This window comes from Paraliobacillus sp. JSM ZJ581 (assembly GCF_044383835.1).
In the GTDB taxonomy this organism is placed as follows: domain Bacteria; phylum Bacillota; class Bacilli; order Bacillales; family Amphibacillaceae; genus Paraliobacillus.
In genome coordinates, this window is the sequence record NZ_JBISEP010000024.1 from 13,571 (window position 1) to 37,805 (window position 24,235).

The window sequence follows — 24,235 nt, forward strand, 5'->3', positions numbered from 1 at the left end:
TTATTATAATATATTATTTTTATTTATTATACAAGTGTTTTATAAAGCATTCACTTTACTATATGTTGTTTTATCTTATGTTACAACAAAAAACAGTAGCCATTGACTAGCTACTGTTTTCGTTTATTTATAATGTCATTTTATATATATGAAAATGGCGGAGGAGGAGGGATTCGAACCCCCGCGGGCCGTGAAGCCCCTGTCGGTTTTCAAGACCGATCCCTTCAGCCGGGCTTGGGTACTCCTCCAACTGACGACAAAATTAATATTATCAGTTCTTTTCATACATGTCAATAATTTTTAAAAATTATTTAATAACTGTTTTTCCACCCATGTAAGCTTGTAATGCTTCAGGTACAAGTATTGAGCCATCTTCTTGCTGGTAGTTCTCCATAATAGCTGCTACCGTACGTCCAATAGCTAATCCTGATCCATTCAATGTATGAACATATTCTGGTTTTGCTTTTTCCTCACGACGAAAACGAATTCCTGCACGACGCGCTTGGAAATCTTCGAAATTAGAACAAGAAGAAATTTCACGATACGTATTATTACTTGGCATCCAAACTTCTATATCGTATTTTTTAGCAGCAGTGAATCCCAAATCAGCTGTACACATACTCATGACACGATACGGAAGTTTTAATAACTGTAGCACTTTTTCTGCATGTCCTGTTAATTTTTCTAACGCATCATAAGAATCTTCTGGTTTAACAAATTGAACAAGCTCAACTTTATTAAATTGATGTTGACGAATTAAACCACGTGTATCACGTCCAGCTGAACCTGCTTCTGAGCGGAAAGAAGCACTAAAAGCAACAAACTTTTGTGGTAATACATCAGCAGATAAAATATCGTCACGGTAATAGTTTGTTACTGGAACCTCAGCAGTTGGAACTAAGAAATACTCCCAATCTTCAATTTTAAATGCGTCTTCTTCAAATTTAGGTAATTGACCAGTTCCTATCATACTGGTTCTATTCACCATATATGGCGGTAACATTTCTTGATAGCCATGCTCATCTGCATGAAGATCCATCATAAAGTTCATCAACGCACGCTCTAATCGGGCACCTAGTCCTTTATAAAATACAAATCTGCTTCCTGTCACTTTACTTGCACGTTCAAAATCTAAAATGTCTAATTCTGTAGCCAATTCCCAGTGAGGTTTTTGCTGAAATAAAGGTTGGTTTACTTCTCCCCATGCCCGAACCTCTTTATTATCATCTTCTGTTGCTCCAATTGGCGTTGATTCATGTGGAATATTTGGAATAGATAACAACAGTATTTCAAGTTTTTGTTCTACTTCTTTTAATGTAGTATCTATTTCTTTGATGCGATCACCAACTTCACGCATCTGACGAATCATTTCATCTGTATCTTTTTTTTCTTTTTTTAACACAGAGATTTGCTTAGATACATCATTTCGCTTGGCTTTCAATTGCTCTGTTTCAGCTATTAATTGACGTCTTTCATTATCAAGCTCACCAAATGCATCCAAATCAGATAAATCTTCTCCTCGGTGTGTCAACTTTTCTTTAATTTCATCAAAGTAATTGCGTAATCGTTTCATATCTAACATACACTTATTCCTCCATTATCATTTTCTCATGAAACAAACAAAAACCCTCATCCCTAAAAGTAAGGGACGAGAGTTTTTCCCGCGATACCACCCAGATTGAAGGAAAGACTTCCTTCCAGCTTCATTATAAGATAACGGCTTATGAGTATAGCCGGGCATGATTTTCGACCACATACCTGCTCCAGGATGGATTCGCAGTAATCTTTCACTGATTCCCACCAACCATCAGCTCTCTAAGAGAAAGAAAAGACTGTTACTATTTCCTATCAATGCGTTGTTTGTTTATTTCACGACTTATTTTGTACTATCATAACCAAATCTATATCAAGATGCAAGGTGTTTTTTTGATTCTTCCACCATATTAATGAAATATTGCATTAATCGGTGATCTCTCGTTAACTCTGGATGGAAAGCACTACACAAATAGTTCCCTTCCCTTGCTGCAACACATTTTCCTTGATTAAATGCTAATGTCTCTACATGTTTTCCAACTTCTTCAATGTATGGTGCTCGAATAAACACAGCCTCAAAGTCATCTGCAACACCTGTAATAGTCAACTTCGCTTCAAATGATTCGCGTTGTCTGCCAAATCCATTTCGCTCGATTTTGATATCCATTAATCCTAGATGTGATTGCTTTTGTCCGACAATTTCTTTTGCTAGCAAAATCAACCCAGCACAAGTACCAAATATCGGTTTACCTTGTTTACCAAACTGTTGTAATGGAGTAAAAAAATCATATTGATCAATTAAACGACGCATGGTCGTACTTTCACCACCAGGTAAAACGAGACCATCTATTTCATCAAGTTGTTCTTTCTTTTTTATTACAATTGCCTCTGCACCTGACACTTTTATAGATTGAACATGCTCACGAACTGCACCTTGTAAGCCTAAGACTCCTATTTTTGTCATGTCATCTCTTCCTTTTTAACAATTTACCATCCACGATCTTGCATACGCTGTTCAGGTGCAATTGTACTTATTTCAATACCCTTCATTGCTGTACCAATCCCTTTAGAAACTTTTGCAATTAATTCATAATCATCATAATGCGTTGTTGCTTCTACAATTGCTTTGGCAAATTTAGCTGGATCTTCTGATTTAAATATCCCTGATCCAACGAATACACCATCTGCACCTAATTGCATCATTAATGCAGCATCGGCAGGTGTAGCAACACCACCAGCTGCAAAATTAACTACTGGAAGGCGACCATTTTCTTTCATATCAACTAACACTTCATATGGAGCACCTAATTCTTTAGCAAAAGTCATGATTTCATCAGAAGACATTGTAACTAATTGACGTACTTGCGCTTGTACTTCTCGCATATGTCTTACCGCTTCTACGATATTCCCTGTACCTGGCTCACCTTTTGTCCGTAACATAGAAGCACCTTCACCAATTCGACGTGCTGCCTCACCTAAATCACGACAACCACAAACAAATGGAACAGTATAATCTTTTTTATTTAGATGATATACTTCATCAGCAGGTGTTAGTACTTCACTTTCATCAATGTAATCAACGCCCATTGATTCTAACACGCGTGCTTCAACAATATGACCAATACGTGCTTTAGCCATTACTGGAATGGATACAGCGTTCATCACGTCTTCGACAATCGTCAAATCCGCCATTCTTGCTACACCACCAGCTGCACGAATATCAGATGGAACACGTTCTAATGCCATTACTGCTACAGCACCTGCTTCTTCTGCAATTTTCGCTTGTTCGGCATTAACAACGTCCATAATAACGCCGCCTTTTTGCATTTCTGCCATACCTCTTTTTACACGATCTGTTCCTACATTTGCCATGATCTTATCCCCCTATATTATTAAAATTGCAAACTTTTTTCAGTGAAAACTAATATGCAACATTGTATACCATTCATGCAGTTTAAATCAAGCTAATTTACACCTGTTTAATAGGAATTAACAAGTGAAAATTTCATTTTAAATAAATATTAAAAAAGGAATTGTCGAACGACAACTCCTTTTTAATCTAAATTATATTAAGAGAACCAACCGGTAACAGTATCTTTTACGGTAGTAAAAATTCCACTAAAGAAATCTCCAATTGCACCAAGTGTTAACATGAACCAATTTGATTTTTCAACGGCACTTTTGGTCACAATTTCTACTGATTGTACTTGTTTATCTTCAGTAATAAATCCATAGGCATTGTCGCCATTATAGATTAATTCCATTGTTCCTACTACTTGACCTTTTTTGATTGGAGCAACTAAATTGCCATCCTCATCTAATAATTTCTCATCAATGCTATATTGCACATCGTAAGCATCCTCTTCACCATTCTTAATCGTTGCAAGGAGTGCTTCACTTGTTTCAATCTCAACGGTATCTTGCTTTCCTTTAGATACATCTAATGTAGACTTGTCTTTAATTTGATGACCTGCAGAATAAAGTTCATTTTGCGAAAATTGATTGTAGCCATAATCCATTAATTTTTTCGTTTGTTCAAAACGAGCACCAATACTATCTGTCCGCATAACAACCGAAATTAATCGACGACCATCTCTTTCTGCTGTCCCAGTAAAGGTATAACCAGCTTCATCCGTATGTCCTGTTTTTAATCCATCGACACCTTCATAATAGTATTGTGCAAAGTTAGGTTTATCCCAAGGTAGCATCCAATTCCAATTATTCGTATGTTTACCATCTAATTCATCAGTTAGTTGGCTAGAAATATCCAATGCTTCTGGATAATCATTTACTAAATGATATGCTAATAAAGCAGCTGCACGCGCAGAAAGTAAATTATTTGCGTCTGGGTTAGTCCCATCAGGATAGTCTTCACCAAGGCTACTATTAGATAGTCCTGTAGAGTTAACAAATTCAAACTCACCTAGGCCCATCTCCTCCCCTTTTTGATTCATCAGCTTGACAAATTCGCCTTCAGTTCCAGCAACTAATTCAGCTAAAGCAATACTTGTCCCATTATCTGAATTAATCGCCATAGCCTCATATAAATCACGGACTGTATACTGCTTATCTTGACGTAATCCAATACCTGAAGAACTAACATCAGCAGAAATACGATAAGCATAATCACTGATACTGGTTTTCGTATCCCAGCTTATCTGACCTTTTTCAATTGCCTCTAAAACAAGGTACTCTGTCATCATTTTTGTCATACTTGCTGGTGGCAATTTCACATCAGCATTTTTAGCAAATAATACTTTTCCTGATTCTCCATCAACTAATATAGCTGATTCAGCACTTACATCTAAGCTGTTTGCTTCAACTGTAAGGGGATGTAACCCGATAGAAGCAAAGAATAGCACACAAGTAAGTATAGTATACACGGATGTTTTTATTTTTCTTTTCAACCTTTTATACCTCCACGACAATTGTTATTACATACCGGATATTTTATCACACCCTATCAAAAAGTGGAACGTACTTTTGTAGGTGTTTTTAAATAAATTACTCATCATCGTGTATAAGTAAAAAGTATAACCAAGCAAAAGAACAAGGTTATACTTTTAATGATTTATAATGAGTAATTTGGTGACTCTTTTGTAATTTGGACATCATGCGGATGCGATTCTCGCAAACCTGCACCAGTCATTCGAATAAACTTTGCATTCGTACGGAAATCGTTTAAATCTTTCGCACCACAATAACCCATTCCTGCACGTAAACCTCCAAGTAGTTGGTGTACAGTGTCAGCTAGTGGTCCTTTATATGCTACTCTACCTTCAATTCCCTCAGGCACAAGTTTTTTCGTATCTGCTGTATCTTGGAAATATCGATCTTTTGAACCAGATTTCATTGATGCAACAGAACCCATTCCACGATAGACTTTATAACGACGTCCTTGGAAAATTTCTGTTTCTCCTGGACTTTCTGTCACACCAGCAAAAAGACTTCCTAACATAACTGTATGAGCACCTGCAGCTAATGCCTTTGCTATATCTCCCGAATATTTTATTCCACCGTCAGCAATAATTGGTACATTATGCTTGTTTGCCTCAGAAGCACAATCATTGATTGCTGTAATTTGCGGAACACCGACTCCTGCAACAACACGTGTTGTACAAATCGAACCTGGCCCGATTCCTACTTTGATAATATTTGCCCCTGCTTCAATTAATTCACGTGTTGCTTCAGCTGTAGCAACATTACCAGCAATAATATCTAGATCAGGATACATTTTTCGTACTTTTTTCACTTGATCCAATACACCTTGAGAATGTCCATGGGCTGTATCAACAACAAGCACATCTACGCCAGATTCTACTAATTTTTCAATTCTAGTCATTGCGTCTCCAGTTACTCCTACTGCCGCTCCTACTAATAAACGACCATGTTTATCTTTAGCTGAGTAAGGAAATTCAATTACTTTTTCAATATCTTTAATCGTGATTAAACCTTTCAATACCCCATTATCATCAATTAATGGAAGCTTCTCTATGCGATGTTTTTGCAAAATTTCGCTAGCTTCATCCAAAGTAGTTCCAACAGGTGCTGTTACTAAATTGTTTGCTGTCATTACCTCAGAAATTTTAATGGAATAGTCTTCAATGAAACGTAAATCACGGTTCGTTAAAATTCCTACTAATACTTGATCCTCTTTATTATTTACAATAGGAACACCAGAAATTCTGAACTTACCCATTAAATGTTCTGCATCAAAAACCTGATTCTCTGGTTGTAAGAAAAACGGATTTGTAATAACCCCACTCTCCGAACGTTTTACTCGATCAACATGCTCTGCTTGTTCTTCAATTGACATATTTTTGTGAATAATACCAATACCACCTTGACGCGCCATAGCAATGGCCATCTCCGCTTCCGTAACGGTATCCATACCGGCACTAAGTAATGGTATATTTAATGTCATTCGATCTGATAATTTTGTTTGAATAGAAACCTCTCGTGGTAAAACTTCTGACTTTGCTGGAACTAATAACACATCATCAAAGGTTAACCCTTCTTTCGCAAACTTATCCTGTCTCATCTTTAAATGTTACCTCCTTGAATATTATTTTTTTAAAAAATCGATTATTATGGGCATTGCTGGTTAAGCTACAAAAGATCAATCCAAAGCAAGCTCTTTTTTCTTATTGTTATTTACAATACGACATCGAAACATGTTTTTCAACCTTTTTTATAACCAAACTTAAATTCCGAATAATAATACCTTCATAAAGGAGACACCCTATGAAGCAAAAGATTGTCACTTTATATAATTATCTACAATCACAAGATAATGCACGTCACTTTCTTAATCACTGTTATAAGAAACAAGAGATAAGCGATTGTAAAAATTGGAGCTATCTAAATGGTGAGCGGTTTTATTATATGATTAAACATGGTTTAATGTATTATAAAACGGCTGATCAATCACCTCTCACCATTCGTCCTCTGCTTTATTATTACGGTATGATGCATCTTATTAAAGCTTGTCTATTAACTGTTATCCCAACGTATCCTGAAAGCACAGCTTTATTAGCACATGGTTTGTCTACACGTAAACAAAAAAAACAAAACTATCAATTATTAAAAGATGAAGTAAAAATACAACAAAAAGGGTTGTTCCCTTACTTTTCAACACACCTGTTTCGAGTTAAATCGTTTACAAAAGAAAAGTTATGTATTGAATATTTATTACAAGCAATCCCTGAATTAGATGAATTATTTTATTTACAACAAAAAAAGCACAATTTTATCAAAGTGGGAAATGCAAATGAACGGATACTTACATTCCCCTTCACAATCTTAGATAGATATCACTTAACTCAAAATCGATTTATTAAAAAATTGCAATCTTATATAACAATTGCTACTATTCATCAAACAAGCTCAAGCTTTCAATGCGTACTAGATCAGCCAATTTCTCTTATAGCAAACCAACCATTGTATATTCATTCTCAAAACAATAATATCTACTTCCCATTAAGTACCAATGTACCCTTGCAAAACCATGAAATTATGCACCACTTTATGCTACTTTATCATCTTAGTATGCTTGCTCGTTATGAATCAGAATGGTGGGGAGACTTTGTACAAACACAACATTCAAGTGACTTTTCTCTCATTACACTGTTTTTAAATATAACAGCAAAAAAAGTTCCACACTACTTTGGGAGCTATCTACAACGTTATATGCCATAACCATTCACTTAGAACTTGATCATTTTACTAAAAGACATGCTTAATATATAATACAGGATGTTCTTTTAATGCAATCATTTCTCCAGATTCTAACTGGATAATCGGACGTGTCGGAAACGCTGGTTCCCTATGCACAATCTCTCCTATTAATTGGTTGGAAAGTTCTACCTTTGTTCCTACTGGGAAGTCTGTGCATAATTTCATAAACTTTTTCAAAATGTGATAATCAAATTTTTGGTAGCTATCCCTCTCCATTTCCTCTAGTACCAAAAATGGTGATTGTTTCTCTCGATAGCGACGTTCTGAGGTCATTGCATGATACGTATCACAGATAGCGATTATTTGCGCAAAAGAATGAATTTTATCTGCTTTTAATCCTAAAGGATATCCAGAACCATCTGGTCTTTCATGATGCTGTAAAATAGCTAATTTAGCTCCTTTACTTAAAGCAGATGATTTTTCAATGTAGCGATAAGAATATATTGGGTGCTTTTTAATTTCTTTAAATTCTGCTTCAGTTAATAAACCTGTTTTTGAAAAAATAGAATGATTAATTTTAGCCATACCACTTTCTGCTAAAAATGCTGCAATTCCAACTTGTTTCCATTCTTTCTTCATCCCTAATCTTTTTGCTAATAAACCTGCTAGTAAGCTAGTAGCAATACTATGATGATAAAAGTAATCTTCTATGTTGGAATAACGATATAATTCAAAAATCGTTATTTCAAATTCCTCAATTCGTTCTAATAAGGGGACAATCAATTCTCTTACTTTATTTATTCGTAAATAGGAACCACTTTGCCAATGGGAAAACATCTTTTTATAAAGAAAAACAATGTCTTGATACTGTTCAATTAACGGCTTTGATTCAACTTTTTTTTCTTTCTTTTTATTTACTATTTTTTCTTTTGGATGAAAAGGAGTACCATTTGCTAATTGAGGTGATACTCTGACCTCATTGATTAAGAAGTAGTGAAGTACTTCAATATGTAATTCACTTATAACTGTATTCTTTGATATAATTGGTCGATTTGTCTTTCCAAACACATCATCGATAAGTACACACTGAGGAGTTAATTGTGATGGATGAACTTCCATAATCAACACCACCTTTTTATGTTTATCATCATATAAAAATTAAATCATTTTCTATTGCGATTTAGCATTTATATAAACTGTTATCTAAGCAAAATATTAATTGATATTTCTTTTATTTTGTAAGTGGCTAAAACATTTAAAGTACTAGAAACTGAGTCTCTTAGTTTTCACTAATGTTACATGGCAACTAGATGCTTATAAGTATCTGTACAAATCGATTCAAATTCAGGATAGCAGTAGCGCTAGCTAATTGTTTTTAAAAAATGCTTCATTCATTTTTGTTGATTACATTTAATATAAACTTTCAATTAAACGATTTCACCATGAATCATCGTCCACTTAATTTGAAAATCAGTATCGATTAAAACCAAATCTGCCTCTTTTTCTGGTTTAATTTCCCCTTTATTTTGTAATCCAATTATAGCTGCTGGTGTTGTTGCTGCCATATGTACAGCATCGATCATAGGGATTTCATTTTCTACTGTTTTACGTAAAGCTTCATTCATAGTAACCGTACTAGAGGCTAACGTACCATCTGCTAGTCTGGCGACATTATCAGTTACTGTCACCTTTTGTCCACCAAACATATAGGTACCATCACCTAAATTCATTGCCTGTAACGCATCAGTAATAAGAGCAACCCCTTTTGGCCCTTTTACTTGATGCATAAGTCGTACAATGGCTGGATGTAAATGAACATTGTCTACAATTGCTTGTAAGCTGACATGCGACTCTTCAAAAGCAGCAATAACTAGTCCAGGATCTCGATGATGAATAGGTCGCATTCCATTAAAACAATGAGTAACGTGGCTAGCTCCGATGGCAAACGCCTGCTTCGCTTCTTCATATGTAGCATCTGAATGAGCAATAGCAACAATAATGGATTGATCGTTTAAAAAACGAACCATTTCTAGAGCACCAGGTAGTTCAGGAGCGATAGTAACCATTTTAATCAAATCCCCTGCTTCATGCAAAATTTCTTTCATCTCTTCTATATTTGGATGTCTTAAATACGCTTCATTTTGCATCCCCTTTCGTTTCACGTTGAGGTAAGGACCTTCCAAATGAATCCCTGCAATCCTAGCTCCTGATTCTTTACCTATTACTTTCTTTACATTTCTGATCATTGTCATTAAGTCATCCATTGAAGAAGTGACAGTAGTCGCAAGAAAAGATGTACAGCCAGTTAATGCACAGACACGTGACACTTCTAAAATACTTTGCTCTGTTCCATCCATCATATCGTACCCATTTGCACCATGAATGTGTAGATCTACCATCCCAGGTATTAATAGATTGTTCTCTGCATCAATAATTTCATAGTCTTTATTTTCAATTGATTTATTTTTTAAGTCTATTTGTTGAATCTGTCCATTTTTAATCCAAACAGTTGATGGTTGGGTGATTTCCTTTGATGTTATGACTCTTGCATTAACAATTAACTTTCGATTCATTCCTTTGTCACTCCCCATTTACTTTTATTTTGTAAATGCTTAGACTTTTTATAACATATAAAACTGGTTAAATACCTTTTGTTTTTGACTCTTATGTTCTTTTAAAAGGAATGGAGCTGCCAGAAGACAACTCCAAATGAAATACGTAATCTACTTTCTTATATTTAAATAATCGTAATAACTAATTAGTCTTCCGTCGATTCTTGGATTATCTCTTCAGTATCTTCAATCTGATCCATCTCGTCCTCTGTTTCAATTCGTGCAACAGTTGCAACTTTTTGATCTTCTTGAAGACGAATGAGTCGAACGCCCTGTGTATTTCTTCCAGTCTGTGATATTCCTTCTACTGGCATACGGATTAATACACCTGCTGCTGTTATAATCATAATATCCTCTGCACCATTTACTGCTTTAATAGCAACTACCTCACCAGTCTTTTCTGTTATATTACATGTGGCAATACCTTTACCACCTCGATTAGTAATACGATAATCTACTGCTGGTGTTTGTTTACCATAACCATTTTCGGTAACGTTCAGCACTTGCAATCCATCCTCAATAATTTCCATCGAAACAACTTCATCATTTCCTCGTAAAGATATTCCTTTAACACCTGCTGCTGTTCGGCCCATAGAACGTATTTGATCTTCTTCAAAACGAATTAATGAGCCTTTTCTCGTTCCAATCATAATATGCTTCGATCCATCTGTTAAACGAACAGAAATCAACTCATCTTCTTCACGCAAGTTTAAAGCAATTAAACCACCTCTGCGAATATTGGCAAATTGGGATAACGATGTCCGTTTTGAAATACCTTGTTTCGTAGTAAAGAAAAGATACCAGTCAGAATCAAATTCATGAACAGTAATTACTGCATTAATCCATTCATCTTTATCAATCTCTAGTAAATTAATAATTGGTATTCCTTTTGCTGTTCGACTAAATTCTGGAATCTCATATCCTTTTGCTCGATATACTTTCCCTTTGTTACTAAAGAAAAGCACCGTATCATGTGTAGAAGTGGAAACCAAATGTTCAACAAAATCATCTTCATTTGTATCCATTCCTTGTACACCGCGCCCACCTCTACGTTGCACACGATAAGTAGAAGAAGGTAGTCGCTTGATATACCCTTGATGTGTTAATGTGATAACAATATTTTCTTCTGGGATAAGATCTTCATCCTCAAAAAAGTCTGTACCACCTATAATAATTTCTGTACGACGTGTATCGTTAAATTTTTCTTTAATCTCAAGCAATTCCTCACGAATGATTTCAAGCACTTTCTCTTCATCGGCTAAGACGGCTTTTAATTCATTGATTAGCTTTAACAATTCTTGATATTCTTCTTCAATTTTCTCACGCTCAAGGCCAGTTAAACGTTGCAAGCGCATATCTAAAATGGCTTGTGCTTGTTTCTCTGATAATTCATAGTTCTCCATTAAGCCGGTTCTTGCAATATCTGCTGTTTTTGATTGACGAATAAGTGCAATGATTGCATCAATATGATCTAATGCAATACGAAGACCTTCCAAAATATGAGCACGTGCCTCTGCTTTACGGAGTTCATATGCCGTACGTCGCTTAATAATCTCTTTCTGATGCTCTAAATAATGTGATAGTGCTTGCTTTAAATTTAATACCTTTGGTTGTCCATCTACTAAAGCAAGCATATTAATACCGAAAGAGGTTTGTAAGGCCGTTTGCTTATATAAATTATTTAATAAAACATTCGCATTTGCGTCTCGTCGCAATTCAATAACTATACGCATTCCATTTCGATCTGATTCATCTCGCAAATCAGTGATACCGTCAATTTTTTTATCACGCGCAAGCTCAGCAATTTTTTCAACAAGTTTCGCTTTATTCACTTGATATGGTAACTCAGAAACAATAATCGTAGCTTTACCATTCGGTTTCTCTTCAATTTCTGCTTTTGCACGAATCGTAATCGATCCTTTACCTGTTTCAAATGCTTTTCGAATACCACTTCGGCCTAAAATTAATCCGCCAGTAGGAAAATCCGGACCATAAATATAGGATTCCATTAATTCATCAATTGTTATATCAGGATTTTTACTTACCGCTAATACCGCATCAATTGTTTCTCCTAACTGATGTGGAGGAATATTAGTTGCCATTCCAACAGCAATACCTGATGCACCATTAACTAATAAATTCGGAAAACGAGATGGTAACACTTTTGGTTCTCGTTCTGATCCATCATAATTATCCATATAATCAATCGTATCTTTGTTGATGTCACGTAGAATTTCCATCGATATTTTTGACATACGTGCTTCTGTATAACGCATAGCAGCTGCTGGGTCCCCATCTACTGACCCGAAGTTTCCGTGACCATCAACAAGCATGTAACGAAAGCTGAAGTCCTGCGCCATCCTTACCATTGCTTCATAAACCGCTGAATCACCGTGTGGATGATACTTACCAATTACATCACCGACGATACGTGCAGATTTCTTATACGCTTTATCGGCGTGCATCCCAAGATCATTCATCGCATAAAGAATTCTGCGATGGACAGGCTTCAATCCATCCCTTACATCTGGTAAAGCTCTTGAAACAATAACACTCATTGCGTAATCTAAAAAAGATGTACGCATCTCTTTCCCAATATTTATTTCTTGCACCTGTGGACGTCTATTATCCACCATATGACTACCTCCTATCCTACTGAGGACAAACTTACTTTCACTTCATACACATTTTACTGTTTTACTTATACATCCAAATTCTTTACATAAACCGCATTATCTTGAATAAAGTTACGACGTGGCTCTACTTTATCACCCATTAACATATCAAAAACTTGATCCGCTTCAATCGCATCTTCTAGATTTACTTGAAGCAATGTTCGGTTATCTGGATCCATCGTCGTTTCCCATAATTGTGTAGCATTCATTTCCCCGAGACCTTTGTAACGTTGTAAGCCTGGCTTTGGTTGTTTTGGTAATTCTCCAACAATACGCTCCATTTCTTTTTCATTATAAGCGTAATAAGCAGCCTTTCCTTGTTGTACCTTATAAAGTGGCGGCTGAGCAATATAAATATATCCATAATCAATTAACGGGCGCATATAGCGATAGAAAAAGGTTAATAACAGTGTTCGAATATGTGCACCGTCAACATCTGCATCGGTCATAATAATTACTTTGTGATAACGAGCTTTTTCAATATCGAAATCTTCCCCAATACCAGTTCCTAATGCAGTAATAATCATACGAATTTCATTATTAGATAAGATTTTATCTAATCTTGCCTTTTCTACGTTAAGAATTTTTCCTCGTAATGGTAAAATAGCTTGAAAATGACGATCACGCCCTTGCTTTGCTGAACCGCCAGCAGAATCACCCTCAACGATATACAGTTCACTTTTCGAAGCATCACGGGTGGAGCAGTCTGCAAGTTTACCAGGCAAATTAGATATTTCTAAAGCACCCTTGCGTCTCGTTAATTCTCGTGCTTTCTTTGCTGCCATCCTTGCACGAGAAGCCATTAAACCTTTTTCTACAACAATTCTAGCTGTATCTGGGTTTTCAAATAAAAATTTAGAAAATAATTCACTAAAAGTTGAATCAGTAATCGTTCGTGCTTCACTATTCCCTAGTTTCGTCTTTGTTTGTCCCTCAAATTGCGGATCAGGATGTTTAATCGAGATAATCGCTGTTAACCCTTCACGAACATCATCACCTGTTAAATTAGGGTCATTTTCTTTAAATAAATTGTTTTTACGAGCATAATCATTAATGACACGAGTTAGCCCAGTTTTAAAACCAGATTCGTGTGTACCACCTTCATAAGTATGAATATTGTTCGCAAAAGAGTATATATTACTAGCAAAGCCATCGTTATACTGCAAAGCAACTTCAACATTAATACCAGAATCTTCTTTTTCAGCAAAAAATGGTTCATGGAGTACTTCACGAGATCGATTCAAATGCTCAACATATGAGCGAATACCACCTTCATAGTAAAATGCTTCTTTCTTATCCTCTTCACGTTTATCCTCAATTGATATCGTTAAGCCCTTATTTAAAAAAGCTAGTTCACGTAATCGTTGGGATAAAACATCATAACTATACGTAATCAATTCATCAAAGATAGTAGGATCAGGGGTGAAATGAACCCGTGTTCCTGTTATTTCTGTCTCACCAATTACTTGTAACTCTTCAGCAAGAGCCCCACGTTTAAAACTCAAAAAGTGAATTTTCCCATCACGATGAACATATACCTCTAACGATGTAGAAAGTGCGTTAACAACTGATGCCCCAACACCATGAAGCCCACCAGAAACTTTATAACCGCCACCACCAAATTTACCCCCAGCGTGAAGTACAGTCATAATTACTTCAACAGCTGGTCGACCCGTTTTTTCGTGTGTCCCTACCGGAATTCCTCGACCATTATCCATTACGGTTATACTATCATCTTTTTCAATGATCACTTGAATATGATCACAATAGCCGGCAAGAGCCTCATCGATACTGTTATCTACAATCTCCCAAACTAAATGATGTAATCCTTTTTCATTCGTAGAGCCAATATACATACCTGGTCTTTTTCGAACTGCTTCTAAGCCTTCTAATACTTGTATTTGATTTTCATCATATGCTTGCTGTGTTGATACTTTTTCTTCCATTGTCAATTCTTTCACCCACACTTTTATTTGGAAAGTAATCGTTACTGCTTTCCTTATTTTTTTCACATGAAAACGTCATGTATTGTGTAACAAAATCATATGATTCCGTTAGGTCTCTTCAAACATGTCATCATTACTATAATCATCTAATTTACTAATTGTAGCAATCATGCTAGCTCGCTTTTTTAGCGTTAAAACAGATAAGGGGCTATAGTAAATATGATCATTTGTAATAACGATTGATTTCGTTTCTTCTCCATCAAGTGTTGAGACATTGTTGGCTTTTTGCTGGTTTTTTACCATTTTCTCATTAATTGTTGAAGAAGAAATATACTGGTAATCAATCATAGCAATCACATCTTTCGATTCAATAATGTCATCTCCTCCAATATGAATAAACATGTTGATCCCCCTATTCTTTATGTGAAATTAGTTGAACAATTGGTAGTACATGTATTACGTATGAATCACACCATTTTCCACATGAAAAAGTTCAGCCTGATTAATCGTATCATGCTGAATATCACTAACACTTGTTGTAGATACAAAAGTTTGTACTTTGCCTTGAATCGTATGTAATAAATGTGACTGTCGGTATTGATCCAATTCACTTAGAACATCATCTAATAAAAGAATAGGATATTCACCTATTTCACTTTTTATCAAGTCAATTTCTGCTAGTTTTAATGATAATGCAGTTGTACGTTGTTGACCTTGCGAACCAAATGTCTGTACATCTTTATCGTTTACATAAAAAGACAAATCATCTCGATGGGGACCGATTAATGTACTCCCTCTATCTATTTCCTTCTCTATCATGTTATGAAAACTAGTAGTATACTTTGTTTTTATTTTCTCCCTATCTTCTACTTCTGATACATCTATTGTAGCTAAGTAGTTAATTTCGAGATTTTCTTTTTCCTGACTTATCCCCTTATGAATAGGTTTTGCCCATTTGCGCAAAAGATCCAAGAACAAAAATCGCTTTTCAATAATAAAACTAGCATGCTCAATTAATTGCTCTGTCAAAACTTCTAGCATCGTACGATCTTTCGTTTTTCTACGTTGAATATCCTTTAATAAGTGATTACGTTGCCTAAGAATTTTTTGAAATTGACCTAAATGATAAATATAAACTGGCTGGATTTGACCAATTTCCATATCAATAAAACGTCTTCTAATTTGCGGGCTACCCTTAACCAAATTCAAGTCTTCAGGTGCAAACATGACTACATTCAAAGCACCTATGTAATCACTAAGTCGGCGTTGCTCTAGGTGATTTACTTTTGCTTTTTTTCCCTTACTCGATAATTGTATTTCAAGAGGAAAGCTTTGTTTTCGTTTATATACTTTCCCTTCTATTTTAGCATAGTTTTGATTCCATTGAATAAGTTCTTTATCACGCGGCGTTCGATATGATTTGGAAAAAGCTAGTACATAAATAGCTTCCATTAAATTGGTTTTCCCTTGAGCATTTTCACCAATAATCACATTTACTTTATCATCAAACGATACAGCTAAATCTTGATAATTCCGATAATTGGTAAGCGATAACCCTTGAATATACATAATAATTCCCTTTCTAAGTGAGCCCAGTACTTACATTGATTCTTCCATGTAAACTTCAAACGATCCTACATTAGGAATATCAACTCGATCACCCGGATATAATTTCCTTCCTCTGCGTTGATCTTGTTCATTATTAACAAAAACATTATAATCCGCTAAAAATAGTTTTGCCATTCCACCTGATTCAATGATATTAGCAAGCTTAAGAAATTGTCCAAGCGGTATATAGTCCGTTGTTATACCTATTTTTTCTGCATCCATATTTAAGTATCCTCCTAGTCGGAAAGAGACAGATAACAACTAATCTCTATATTTTGTTTAATCACACCGGTCTATTTAAGGTCTTCCTTCTATTTTACTAGATATTTTAAGATAAGCAAAGTTTTGCAGGAATGATGTAGCAAACGGAAAAGGGATTGTTTATAAACAATCCCTTTTTTATACTTATACGTCATGATGTATAAGTATTTTTTTATTATAAAATCAATACGTACGGACTGGCAAAATTAATTGAAGAATGTGTTGGTTCTCCATTGGTCGTATAATAAATGGGCGCATAGCTCCTGTGAATTCAATTTTGACTTTCTCTTCTTCAATAATTCTTAATGCGTCAATCACATATTTTGCACTAAAAGAAATCTTAAGTTCATCACCTTCAATGCCATCTGTAGACAGTTCTTCTACTACTTCTCCAACTTCAGGTGTATTACTTGTAATTTCTAATTGATGGTTTTCTTTCGTTTGAAGCTTAACAACATTATTACGATTTTCTTTAGCTAATAATGATGCACGATCGATTGCCTGTAATAATTCCTTTGTTTTTGCATAGATAACTGTTTTACTTTGATCAGGAATAAGCCTTGATGTTTCAGGGTAGTTCCCATCTAATAAACGGGATAGAAAATACAAATGCTTTGTTTGGAATAAAATTTGGTTTTCTGTCACGCTAATTGTAATCGTATCTTCATTGTCTTCAATAATTTTATTTAGTTCAGATAAACTTTTCCCTGGTATAACGACATTATTAAAATCAAACTGTTTCTTTTCTAATTCTATCGGTAGTTTTCTAGAAGCAAGTCGATGGCTATCTGTTGCGACAAAATTTAAAGAGCCTTCTTCTAATTTCATATTAACACCAGTAAGGATTGGTCTTGTCTCAACTGTAGATACAGCAAATACAGTTTGTTTAATTAAATCCTTTAATACTGCATTTTTTAAAGTAATACAATTATCTGTATGTAGAACAGGCAATTGAGGATATTCAGTGGCATCTTGGCCATTGAGATGAAATTCAGCTCCTCCTGATTTTATTGTAACTTGAAAATTCGTATCAGCTACAATTTCTACTGCTTTAAGTGGAAGTTTCCGAATAATATCAGGAAAGTATTTTGCTTGAACGACGACACTTCCTTCTGTTATTTCTTCTGCATGAATCATCCCATTTTCTTCTTTAGGGATAAAAGATTCGATAGATATATCCGAATCACTTCCTGTTAATTTAATTCCTTCTGACGATGCTTCTATCTTAATTCCAGTTAAGATAGGAATCGTAACACGAGATGAGATTGCTTTCATTACGTGTTGAATACTGTCAATCAATTGATCACGCTGAATAATAAAACGCATAAATGAAATCCTCCTATGTGGAAGTTATATATATTAATTATTATTAATAAAATTCGTAGTAATAGTAATAGGGCATGTGAGTATGTGGATAACTGAAATAAAAACAAGAAAAGCTTATTTAAACATTTGTGGATAAGGTGTTAATAAGCATGAAACGATTATCCACGTTATTCACATGTGTACAAATGCCTTTTTTGTAGAAAATGATTTACATTGATTTCAATCGTTCTTTAATTTCTTCTATATCTCGATTTAGTAGATCATCTTCACTTAACATTTTCGAAATTTTTTCATGAGCATGTAAAACTGTTGTATGATCTCTTCCACCAAACTCTTCACCTATTTTAGGTAAAGAGAAATCCGTTAACTCTCTTGATAAATACATTGCAATTTGCCTTGGAAAAGCAATTGATTTGGTTCTTTTTTTGGCAGCAAATTCTTCTAATTTTATTTGATATTTTTCAGAAATGACCTCTTGTATGGTAGCAATCGTAATCACTCTAGGTCTAGAACTTGGAATAATATCTTTAAGTGCTTCAGCTGCTAGTGAGGCATCAATATCTTTGTTTATTAAAGAGGAATATGCAACGACACGAATTAATGCTCCCTCTAATTCCCTTATATTTGTATCAATTTGATTGGCAATGTAGAGCATTACTTCATTAGGGATATCTAATCCTTCTGCTTTTGCTTTTTTACGCAAGATAGCAATACGGGTTTCTAAATCTGGTGGTGTTATATCTGTAATTAACCCCCACTCAAATCTTGATCGTAAGCGATCTTCAAGGGTTGGAATCTCTTTAGGAGGTCGATCACTAGATATAATAATTTGTTTACTCTCTTCATGTAATGTATTAAATGTATGGAAAAATTCCTCTTGTGTTTGTTCTTTACCTGCTAAAAATTGAATATCATCAATTAATAAAACATCAATGCTTCGATATTTATTTCTAAAATTCTCAGCTTTGTTATCACGAATGGAATTGATAAACTCATTAGTGAATTTTTCAGAAGTTAAATAGACTACTTTTGCATCTGGATTATGGTCAAGCACATAGTGTCCAATAGCATGCATTAAGTGTGTTTTACCTAGTCCTACACCACCATAGATAAATAATGGATTGTATGCTTTTGCTGGAGCTTCAGCTACTGCTAATGAAGCAGCATGTGCAAAACGATTACCAGATCCAATAACAAAAGTATTAAAAGTGTATTTATCATTTAACATTGTTTTCGGTAATTGATTGTTGTCACTTGTTCTAATAGTTGGTATTTTTTTTGCTTCATGTGATTTGTCTTCCTGTAAATGCTCCGTTTCAGGAATAACAAATTTTGTTTTTAATTTTGCTCCAGTTACTTCAAATAATGCATCAGATATTAAAGAGGTATATCTACTTTCAAGCCAATCACGGGCAAACTCATTAGGAGCAGATATAATGATGGTATCTTCTGTGATATTATTAGCACTTGTGTTTTTTAACCAAGTGTCATAGCTAGGTTTACTAACTTTTTCTTTTATTTTAGCAAGGGTACTAGTCCATAAATCTTCAATGTTTTCCATTTAACATTCACTCCTTTCTAAGCATATTTTATTTACTAAGTGAATATAGTGAATGAAGAAGTAAAAAGCCTCTCGTAATCCTATTAATAGGGGAATCGAAAGGCATATAAGTTTTCCATCGTTGTGGATAGTTAAGGATAGAGAAGATCAGAGTTTAAGTAAGTTTCTCGAATTATCCACTAGCTTGTGAATAGAAGAATAAACAAGTGTGTGTACAAATGTCCACACGTTATCCACAGTCTGTGGATAGTGATTGTTTCTTTCTTCTTTTCCACATGTTAAAACATTAATATAATACCAAATAAATGCTAATATAGCAAGGGGATTTCGACACTTATCCACATTAACTACACCTTGTAGACAAAAGCTATCCACAACACTATATTTTGTGCGTAATTTGTAGATAAATGTTGTGGATAGGATAAAGTATGTGCAAAAGGATTCACAGTAGTTGTGGATAATGAAAAAAAGCAACTATTATTGTAGGACAAGTACTTTTTCAAGAGAATGTATAAGAAGTGTTTTCTTTCATATGTATTAGAGCTAAAAATTAGGGTTTTTGTTGACAGAAGGTATCTATATTCCGTATAATGTGTTAGGCTATCTTTTTAATGATATAGAAAGTCAATTCCTCAGGGAGGTGTTCTATAAATGAAACGCACATTTCAACCAAATACACGTAAACGTAAAAAAGTGCACGGTTTCCGTTCTCGTATGAGCACAGCAAATGGAAGAAACGTAATTGCTCGCCGTCGTAAAAAAGGAAGAAAAGTATTGTCTGCATAGGCCACTGACATGATCTCAGTGGTCTTTTTTCCAATTAGAACAACCTTTATGGAGATTTTGACAAAAAATAACGTATTAGTTAGTAATGAAATAGTGCTATTTTTTGTGAAGCTTCTATAAGTGATTCGTTCTGATTGGATTTTAGTGTATAATGGAGGTAACATTCCATGAAGAAAACATATCGAATAAAAAAAAATGAAGAATTCCAACATGTTTTTCAGAAAGGACAATCGTTTGCTAATAGACAGTTAGTTATATATTTTTTACATAAACACGAACAAACACATTTTCGAATTGGGTTGTCTGTCAGTAAAAAAATTGGTAATGCTGTGGTGCGTAATCGAGTTAAACGATATTTACGTCAAGCTTTTTTAGAATTAAAACAACAGATTGATCCTTCTTTGGACATTGTTATCATCGCACGTATTCCTACAAAAGATATGGATTATCATCATATGAAAAAAAGCTTGATACATGTACTTTCTAAAACAAAATCTCTAAAACGCTTCTAAAATGAAATAAATAATAGATGAGTCTCTAACTTTTAACAATATAGTGTCAACTATTTACGTTATTTAAAATTTTTTGTATGATAAACATGTTTTACTGTGAAAAATAGTTATAAATAAAATTAATATATCTGTAAGAAGTGGTATGAAGGAGGAAGAGTATGCGTAAAAAGGTCTTATTGTTAGTGACCTTGATCGGATTATTAGTGTTTTTGTCTGGTTGCGGAGACATTAATTCTGATATTACAAGTGAAAGTGAAGGAATTTGGGATTCTTATTTTGTATATCCCTTATCAGTAGTTATAAAAGAAGCAGCGAAGCTTTTTAGTGGTAGTTTTGGATTAGCAATTGTAGTAGTTACTATAATTATTCGTTTAATTTTATTACCGCTAAATATTAAGCAATTGAGAAGTTCGAAAGCAATGCAAGATATTCAGCCAGAATTACAAAAAATTAAAGAAAAATACAGCTCAAAAGACGCACAAACACAGCAAAAGTTACAAAAAGAGACAATGGAACTATTTCAAAAAAATGGTGTCAATCCAATGGCGGGCTGTTTACCAGTATTAGTACAGATGCCAATATTAATTGCTTTTTACCATGCGATTATGAGAACACCACATCTTGATGAAGGTAGTTTTTTATGGTTCCAATTAAGCGAGCCTGATCCATACTATATCTTACCGATCGTAGCTGCTGGAGCAACTTTCTTGCAACAGAAGCTAATGATGGCTGGAACAAATACCACTCAAAATGCTGCAATGCCACAGATGACAATGATGCTGTATATGATGCCAATTATGATCGGTGTCATGGCACTCTTTTTCCCATCTGCACTTGCGCTATATTGGGTAGTTGGTAACATATTTATGGTATTACAAACGCTATTTATTCGTAGACCAATGATGAATAAGGGATCTACAGCGGGAGGAGCGAAAAAGTGAGACAAGTAACTGCTTCTGGTCAAACAGTTAAAGATGCGGTCCAATCAGCATTAAAGCAGTTAAACACCACAGAGGACCAGGTCAATGTAGAAATTATTGATGAAGGTAAAAAAGGTTTTTTAGGATTATTTGGATCTAAACGAGCAATTGTAAAAGTTTCTATTTCAGAAAATCCGATTCAATTAGCAGAAGATTATTTGGTTGATATACTTACTAATTTTACAGAAGAAAAAGTAAGTGTTGAGCGTACCGTTCAAGGAAACACCATTTATTTTGAATTAACAGGTAAGAATATGGCGATGGTTATCGGTAAGCGAGGTCAAACCTTGAATGCAATACAATACTTAGTTCAAATTATGCTTAATCGAAAAGCGAAGGAACGACATCAGGTTATTGTTGATGCAGAAGGTTATCGAGAGCGTAGAAAACAAACGTTAGTGCAGCTTGCTTATCGTTTAGCAGATAAAGCAACAAAGATTAACAAACATGTATCTCTAGAACCAATGCCGTCATTTGAGCGTAAGATTATTCATGGTGCTTTACAAGACAATCAAATGATTGAAACGTATTCAGACGGTGCTGATCCACACAGACATGTTGTAATTAAACCATTGAAAAAATAAATGTATGATAAAAGAGTTGTCTCATCCGAGATGGCTCTTTTTTTTATGTAATGAAAGATGTTTAATAAGTTATTAACATGTGGATAACAAAAGTAAATAAAAAGGAGTCAGTTATAGATTGTCGAGAACGATATGCACATGTGGATAAACAATTGATAAAATTGCTTTTCAAGTATGATAATTATATGATATTCTTGTAAGTTAGTGACAAGTGTCTAATACAAAGAAATTAGTTAATGATAAATGAAGAAGATAAAGAAAAAAAGTGGGTGAAGATATGGAGAAAGATACAATTGCAGCAATATCTACACCATTAGGTGAAGGAGCCATTGCTATTGTAAGATTAAGTGGTCGTGAAGCTGTTGAAATTGCTAATCAAATTTTTCATGGAAAAGATTTAATGGAAGCTGATTCACATACCATTCACTATGGAAAAATTATTGATCCTACGTCAGATCAATTTATTGAAGAAGTTATGATAAGTATTATGAAGGCACCAAAAACATTTACGAGGGAAGATGTCGTAGAAATAAATTGTCACGGTGGATTAGCATCAGTTAACCGTCTGTTAGAATTAACGTTGCAAATGGGAGCACGTTTAGCTGAGCCTGGAGAGTTTACGAAACGTGCATTTTTAAATGGCCGTATCGATTTATCGCAGGCTGAGGCAGTAATGGATTTGATTCGGGCTAAAACAGATAAAGCAATGGATGTAGCTATCAAACAGTTAGATGGAAAATTATCGAAATTAATTCATCAACTACGACAAGAGTTAATAGAAACAGTTGCTCATGTAGAAGTAAATATTGATTATCCTGAGTATGATGATGTGGAAGAGATGTCACATGAGATGATGCTCACAAAAACAAGTCAAGTCTATCAAGAAATTGAACGATTATTACAGATGGCTAAACAAGGTAAAATTCTGCGAGAGGGTATTTCAACTGCTATTATAGGCCGACCGAATGTGGGAAAATCATCACTAATGAATGCATTAGTACATGAAAATAAAGCTATCGTTACCGATATCCCAGGAACAACTCGTGATGTAATAGAAGAGTATGTAAATATAAGAGGTGTACCACTTCGTTTAGTAGACACTGCTGGTATTCGAGATACAGAAGATATCGTCGAAAAAATAGGTGTAGAAAGATCTAGACAAGTACTAAAAGAATCAGATTTAATCTTATTCGTTGTCAATCATAATGAACCATTAACAGAAGAAGATAAACAGTTGTTTGAACTAGTGCGTGAATTGGAAGTGATCGTTTTAGTGAACAAAACAGATTTACCACAAAAAATAGATCTAGACAAAGTAGTACAATTGGCAAATCATCATCCGATTATAACAACTGCATTGATCGAGGAAAAAGGAATAGATCTATTAGAGCAAGCTATTGCGGATACTTTTTTTGCTGGAGAGATAGAATCCAATGATCTAACCTATGTGTCAAATGTAAGACACATTCAGCTTTTAAAACAAGCAATGGCTACATTAGATGAAGCAATGGCAGCCATGCGAGATGGTATGCCTATTGATTTGGTTCAGATTGATGTGACACGTGCATGGCAATTGCTTGGTGAAATTATCGGTGATACCGTTCAAGATAGCTTGATTGACCAATTGTTTTCACAATTCTGTTTAGGGAAATAAGTAATTTTGTCTGCGAGAAG

At 34.7% G+C, this 24,235-nt stretch carries 20 protein-coding genes, 1 tRNA gene and 1 other annotated feature; of the genes, 6 read left to right on the forward strand and 15 right to left on the reverse strand.

All coding sequences use genetic code 11. The annotated features are described in order from the left end of the window. Positions 1-155 precede the first annotated feature (155 nt). The 6 genes from ACH6CY_RS12255 to guaB form a co-directional block, all read right to left on the reverse strand. Positions 156-248, reverse strand: a tRNA-Ser gene (locus tag ACH6CY_RS12255). Positions 249-307: 59 nt separating this feature from the next. After that, a complete protein-coding gene (gene serS / locus ACH6CY_RS12260) occupies positions 308-1,582 on the reverse strand; it encodes a serine--tRNA ligase (protein WP_374067627.1) in 1,275 nt (424 codons plus the stop codon). A 59-nt stretch (positions 1,583-1,641) separates the two neighbouring features. Further along, positions 1,642-1,861: a binding site (T-box leader), on the reverse strand. 45 nt (positions 1,862-1,906) lie between these two features. Continuing rightward, positions 1,907-2,497 carry a pyridoxal 5'-phosphate synthase glutaminase subunit PdxT gene (pdxT, locus tag ACH6CY_RS12265; protein ID WP_374067628.1) on the reverse strand — a complete coding sequence of 197 codons (591 nt, stop codon included), beginning with the start codon at positions 2,495-2,497 and terminating at the stop codon, positions 1,907-1,909. A gap of 23 nt (positions 2,498-2,520) precedes the next feature. Then, on the reverse strand, positions 2,521-3,405 hold the full coding sequence (pdxS, locus tag ACH6CY_RS12270; RefSeq protein WP_374067629.1) for a pyridoxal 5'-phosphate synthase lyase subunit PdxS: 885 nt from the start codon (positions 3,403-3,405) through the stop codon (positions 2,521-2,523). Between the two features lie 197 nt (positions 3,406-3,602). Continuing rightward, positions 3,603-4,940 carry a D-alanyl-D-alanine carboxypeptidase family protein gene (locus ACH6CY_RS12275; RefSeq protein WP_374067630.1) on the reverse strand — a complete coding sequence of 446 codons (1,338 nt, stop codon included), beginning with the start codon at positions 4,938-4,940 and terminating at the stop codon, positions 3,603-3,605. Positions 4,941-5,104: 164 nt separating this feature from the next. Then, complete coding sequence (gene guaB, locus ACH6CY_RS12280; RefSeq protein WP_374067631.1) at positions 5,105-6,574, reverse strand: IMP dehydrogenase; 1,470 nt, start codon at positions 6,572-6,574, stop codon at positions 5,105-5,107. A 203-nt stretch (positions 6,575-6,777) separates the two neighbouring features. Here guaB and ACH6CY_RS12285 point away from each other — a divergent pair, with 203 nt between their 5' ends. Then, complete coding sequence (locus ACH6CY_RS12285) at positions 6,778-7,731, forward strand: YaaC family protein (RefSeq protein ID WP_374067632.1); 954 nt, start codon at positions 6,778-6,780, stop codon at positions 7,729-7,731. A gap of 27 nt (positions 7,732-7,758) precedes the next feature. On the opposite strand, the gene ACH6CY_RS12290 is transcribed toward ACH6CY_RS12285, so the two are convergent. From ACH6CY_RS12290 to dnaA, 9 genes are all read right to left on the reverse strand, one after another. Next, positions 7,759-8,829, reverse strand: a complete 1,071-nt coding sequence (locus ACH6CY_RS12290; RefSeq protein WP_374067633.1) for an HD-GYP domain-containing protein — start codon at positions 8,827-8,829, stop codon at positions 7,759-7,761. Positions 8,830-9,137: 308 nt separating this feature from the next. Then, positions 9,138-10,283, reverse strand: coding sequence for an N-acetylglucosamine-6-phosphate deacetylase (gene nagA, locus ACH6CY_RS12295; RefSeq protein WP_374067634.1), 1,146 nt, complete (start codon positions 10,281-10,283; stop codon positions 9,138-9,140). A gap of 185 nt (positions 10,284-10,468) precedes the next feature. After that, complete coding sequence (gyrA, locus tag ACH6CY_RS12300) at positions 10,469-12,958, reverse strand: DNA gyrase subunit A (protein WP_374067635.1); 2,490 nt, start codon at positions 12,956-12,958, stop codon at positions 10,469-10,471. A gap of 65 nt (positions 12,959-13,023) precedes the next feature. Continuing rightward, complete coding sequence (gene gyrB / locus ACH6CY_RS12305) at positions 13,024-14,943, reverse strand: DNA topoisomerase (ATP-hydrolyzing) subunit B (protein ID WP_374067658.1); 1,920 nt, start codon at positions 14,941-14,943, stop codon at positions 13,024-13,026. Between the two features lie 108 nt (positions 14,944-15,051). Then, positions 15,052-15,345, reverse strand: a complete 294-nt coding sequence (gene remB / locus ACH6CY_RS12310; RefSeq protein ID WP_374067636.1) for an extracellular matrix regulator RemB — start codon at positions 15,343-15,345, stop codon at positions 15,052-15,054. Between the two features lie 54 nt (positions 15,346-15,399). Then, the gene (recF, locus tag ACH6CY_RS12315; protein WP_374067637.1) at positions 15,400-16,512 is read right to left on the reverse strand and encodes a DNA replication/repair protein RecF; all 1,113 of its coding nucleotides are present in this window, start codon (positions 16,510-16,512) and stop codon (positions 15,400-15,402) included. Positions 16,513-16,542: 30 nt separating this feature from the next. Continuing rightward, positions 16,543-16,773, reverse strand: coding sequence for a S4 domain-containing protein YaaA (yaaA, locus tag ACH6CY_RS12320; protein ID WP_374067638.1), 231 nt, complete (start codon positions 16,771-16,773; stop codon positions 16,543-16,545). A gap of 222 nt (positions 16,774-16,995) precedes the next feature. Beyond that, positions 16,996-18,138 (reverse strand): DNA polymerase III subunit beta, encoded by a 1,143-nt coding sequence (dnaN, locus tag ACH6CY_RS12325; RefSeq protein WP_374067639.1) that lies wholly within the window; start codon positions 18,136-18,138, stop codon positions 16,996-16,998. Between the two features lie 208 nt (positions 18,139-18,346). Further along, entirely contained in the window at positions 18,347-19,699 is a 1,353-nt protein-coding gene (gene dnaA / locus ACH6CY_RS12330; RefSeq protein WP_374067640.1) for a chromosomal replication initiator protein DnaA, read from the reverse strand. A 651-nt stretch (positions 19,700-20,350) separates the two neighbouring features. On the opposite strand from dnaA, the gene rpmH reads away from it, so the two are divergent. The 5 genes from rpmH (at position 20,351) to mnmE (ending at position 24,215) form a co-directional block, all read left to right on the forward strand. After that, positions 20,351-20,485, forward strand: coding sequence for a 50S ribosomal protein L34 (rpmH, locus tag ACH6CY_RS12335; protein ID WP_374067641.1), 135 nt, complete (start codon positions 20,351-20,353; stop codon positions 20,483-20,485). Positions 20,486-20,652: 167 nt separating this feature from the next. Continuing rightward, the gene (gene rnpA, locus ACH6CY_RS12340) at positions 20,653-20,997 is read left to right on the forward strand and encodes a ribonuclease P protein component (RefSeq protein ID WP_374067642.1); all 345 of its coding nucleotides are present in this window, start codon (positions 20,653-20,655) and stop codon (positions 20,995-20,997) included. Positions 20,998-21,155: 158 nt separating this feature from the next. After that, positions 21,156-21,938: a YidC family membrane integrase SpoIIIJ gene (gene spoIIIJ / locus ACH6CY_RS12345; RefSeq protein WP_374067643.1), complete on the forward strand. Its 783-nt coding sequence runs from the start codon at positions 21,156-21,158 to the stop codon at positions 21,936-21,938. Continuing rightward, on the forward strand, positions 21,935-22,561 hold the full coding sequence (jag, locus tag ACH6CY_RS12350) for an RNA-binding cell elongation regulator Jag/EloR (protein ID WP_374067644.1): 627 nt from the start codon (positions 21,935-21,937) through the stop codon (positions 22,559-22,561). The genes spoIIIJ and jag overlap by 4 nt, the downstream gene beginning before the upstream one ends. A gap of 277 nt (positions 22,562-22,838) precedes the next feature. Next, positions 22,839-24,215 carry a tRNA uridine-5-carboxymethylaminomethyl(34) synthesis GTPase MnmE gene (mnmE, locus tag ACH6CY_RS12355; protein WP_374067645.1) on the forward strand — a complete coding sequence of 459 codons (1,377 nt, stop codon included), beginning with the start codon at positions 22,839-22,841 and terminating at the stop codon, positions 24,213-24,215. The last annotated feature ends 20 nt before the right edge of the window (positions 24,216-24,235 follow it).

Excerpts from the sequence above, each read along its gene's own strand:
- serS (WP_374067627.1), bottom strand. The coding sequence starts at position 1,582 with ATGTTAGATATGAAACGATTACGCAATTACTTTGATGAAATTAAAGAA.
- pdxT (WP_374067628.1), bottom strand. The coding sequence starts at position 2,497 with ATGACAAAAATAGGAGTCTTAGGCTTACAAGGTGCAGTTCGTGAGCAT.
- pdxS (WP_374067629.1), bottom strand. The coding sequence starts at position 3,405 with ATGGCAAATGTAGGAACAGATCGTGTAAAAAGAGGTATGGCAGAAATG.
- guaB (WP_374067631.1), bottom strand. The coding sequence starts at position 6,574 with ATGAGACAGGATAAGTTTGCGAAAGAAGGGTTAACCTTTGATGATGTG.
- ACH6CY_RS12285 (WP_374067632.1), top strand. The coding sequence starts at position 6,778 with ATGAAGCAAAAGATTGTCACTTTATATAATTATCTACAATCACAAGAT.
- ACH6CY_RS12290 (WP_374067633.1), bottom strand. The coding sequence starts at position 8,829 with ATGGAAGTTCATCCATCACAATTAACTCCTCAGTGTGTACTTATCGAT.
- nagA (WP_374067634.1), bottom strand. The coding sequence starts at position 10,283 with ATGAATCGAAAGTTAATTGTTAATGCAAGAGTCATAACATCAAAGGAA.
- gyrA (WP_374067635.1), bottom strand. The coding sequence starts at position 12,958 with ATGGTGGATAATAGACGTCCACAGGTGCAAGAAATAAATATTGGGAAA.
- gyrB (WP_374067658.1), bottom strand. The coding sequence starts at position 14,943 with ATGGAAGAAAAAGTATCAACACAGCAAGCATATGATGAAAATCAAATA.
- remB (WP_374067636.1), bottom strand. The coding sequence starts at position 15,345 with ATGTTTATTCATATTGGAGGAGATGACATTATTGAATCGAAAGATGTG.
- recF (WP_374067637.1), bottom strand. The coding sequence starts at position 16,512 with ATGTATATTCAAGGGTTATCGCTTACCAATTATCGGAATTATCAAGAT.
- yaaA (WP_374067638.1), bottom strand. The coding sequence starts at position 16,773 with ATGGATGCAGAAAAAATAGGTATAACAACGGACTATATACCGCTTGGA.
- dnaN (WP_374067639.1), bottom strand. The coding sequence starts at position 18,138 with ATGCGTTTTATTATTCAGCGTGATCAATTGATTGACAGTATTCAACAC.
- dnaA (WP_374067640.1), bottom strand. The coding sequence starts at position 19,699 with ATGGAAAACATTGAAGATTTATGGACTAGTACCCTTGCTAAAATAAAA.
- rpmH (WP_374067641.1), top strand. The coding sequence starts at position 20,351 with ATGAAACGCACATTTCAACCAAATACACGTAAACGTAAAAAAGTGCAC.
- rnpA (WP_374067642.1), top strand. The coding sequence starts at position 20,653 with ATGAAGAAAACATATCGAATAAAAAAAAATGAAGAATTCCAACATGTT.
- spoIIIJ (WP_374067643.1), top strand. The coding sequence starts at position 21,156 with ATGCGTAAAAAGGTCTTATTGTTAGTGACCTTGATCGGATTATTAGTG.
- mnmE (WP_374067645.1), top strand. The coding sequence starts at position 22,839 with ATGGAGAAAGATACAATTGCAGCAATATCTACACCATTAGGTGAAGGA.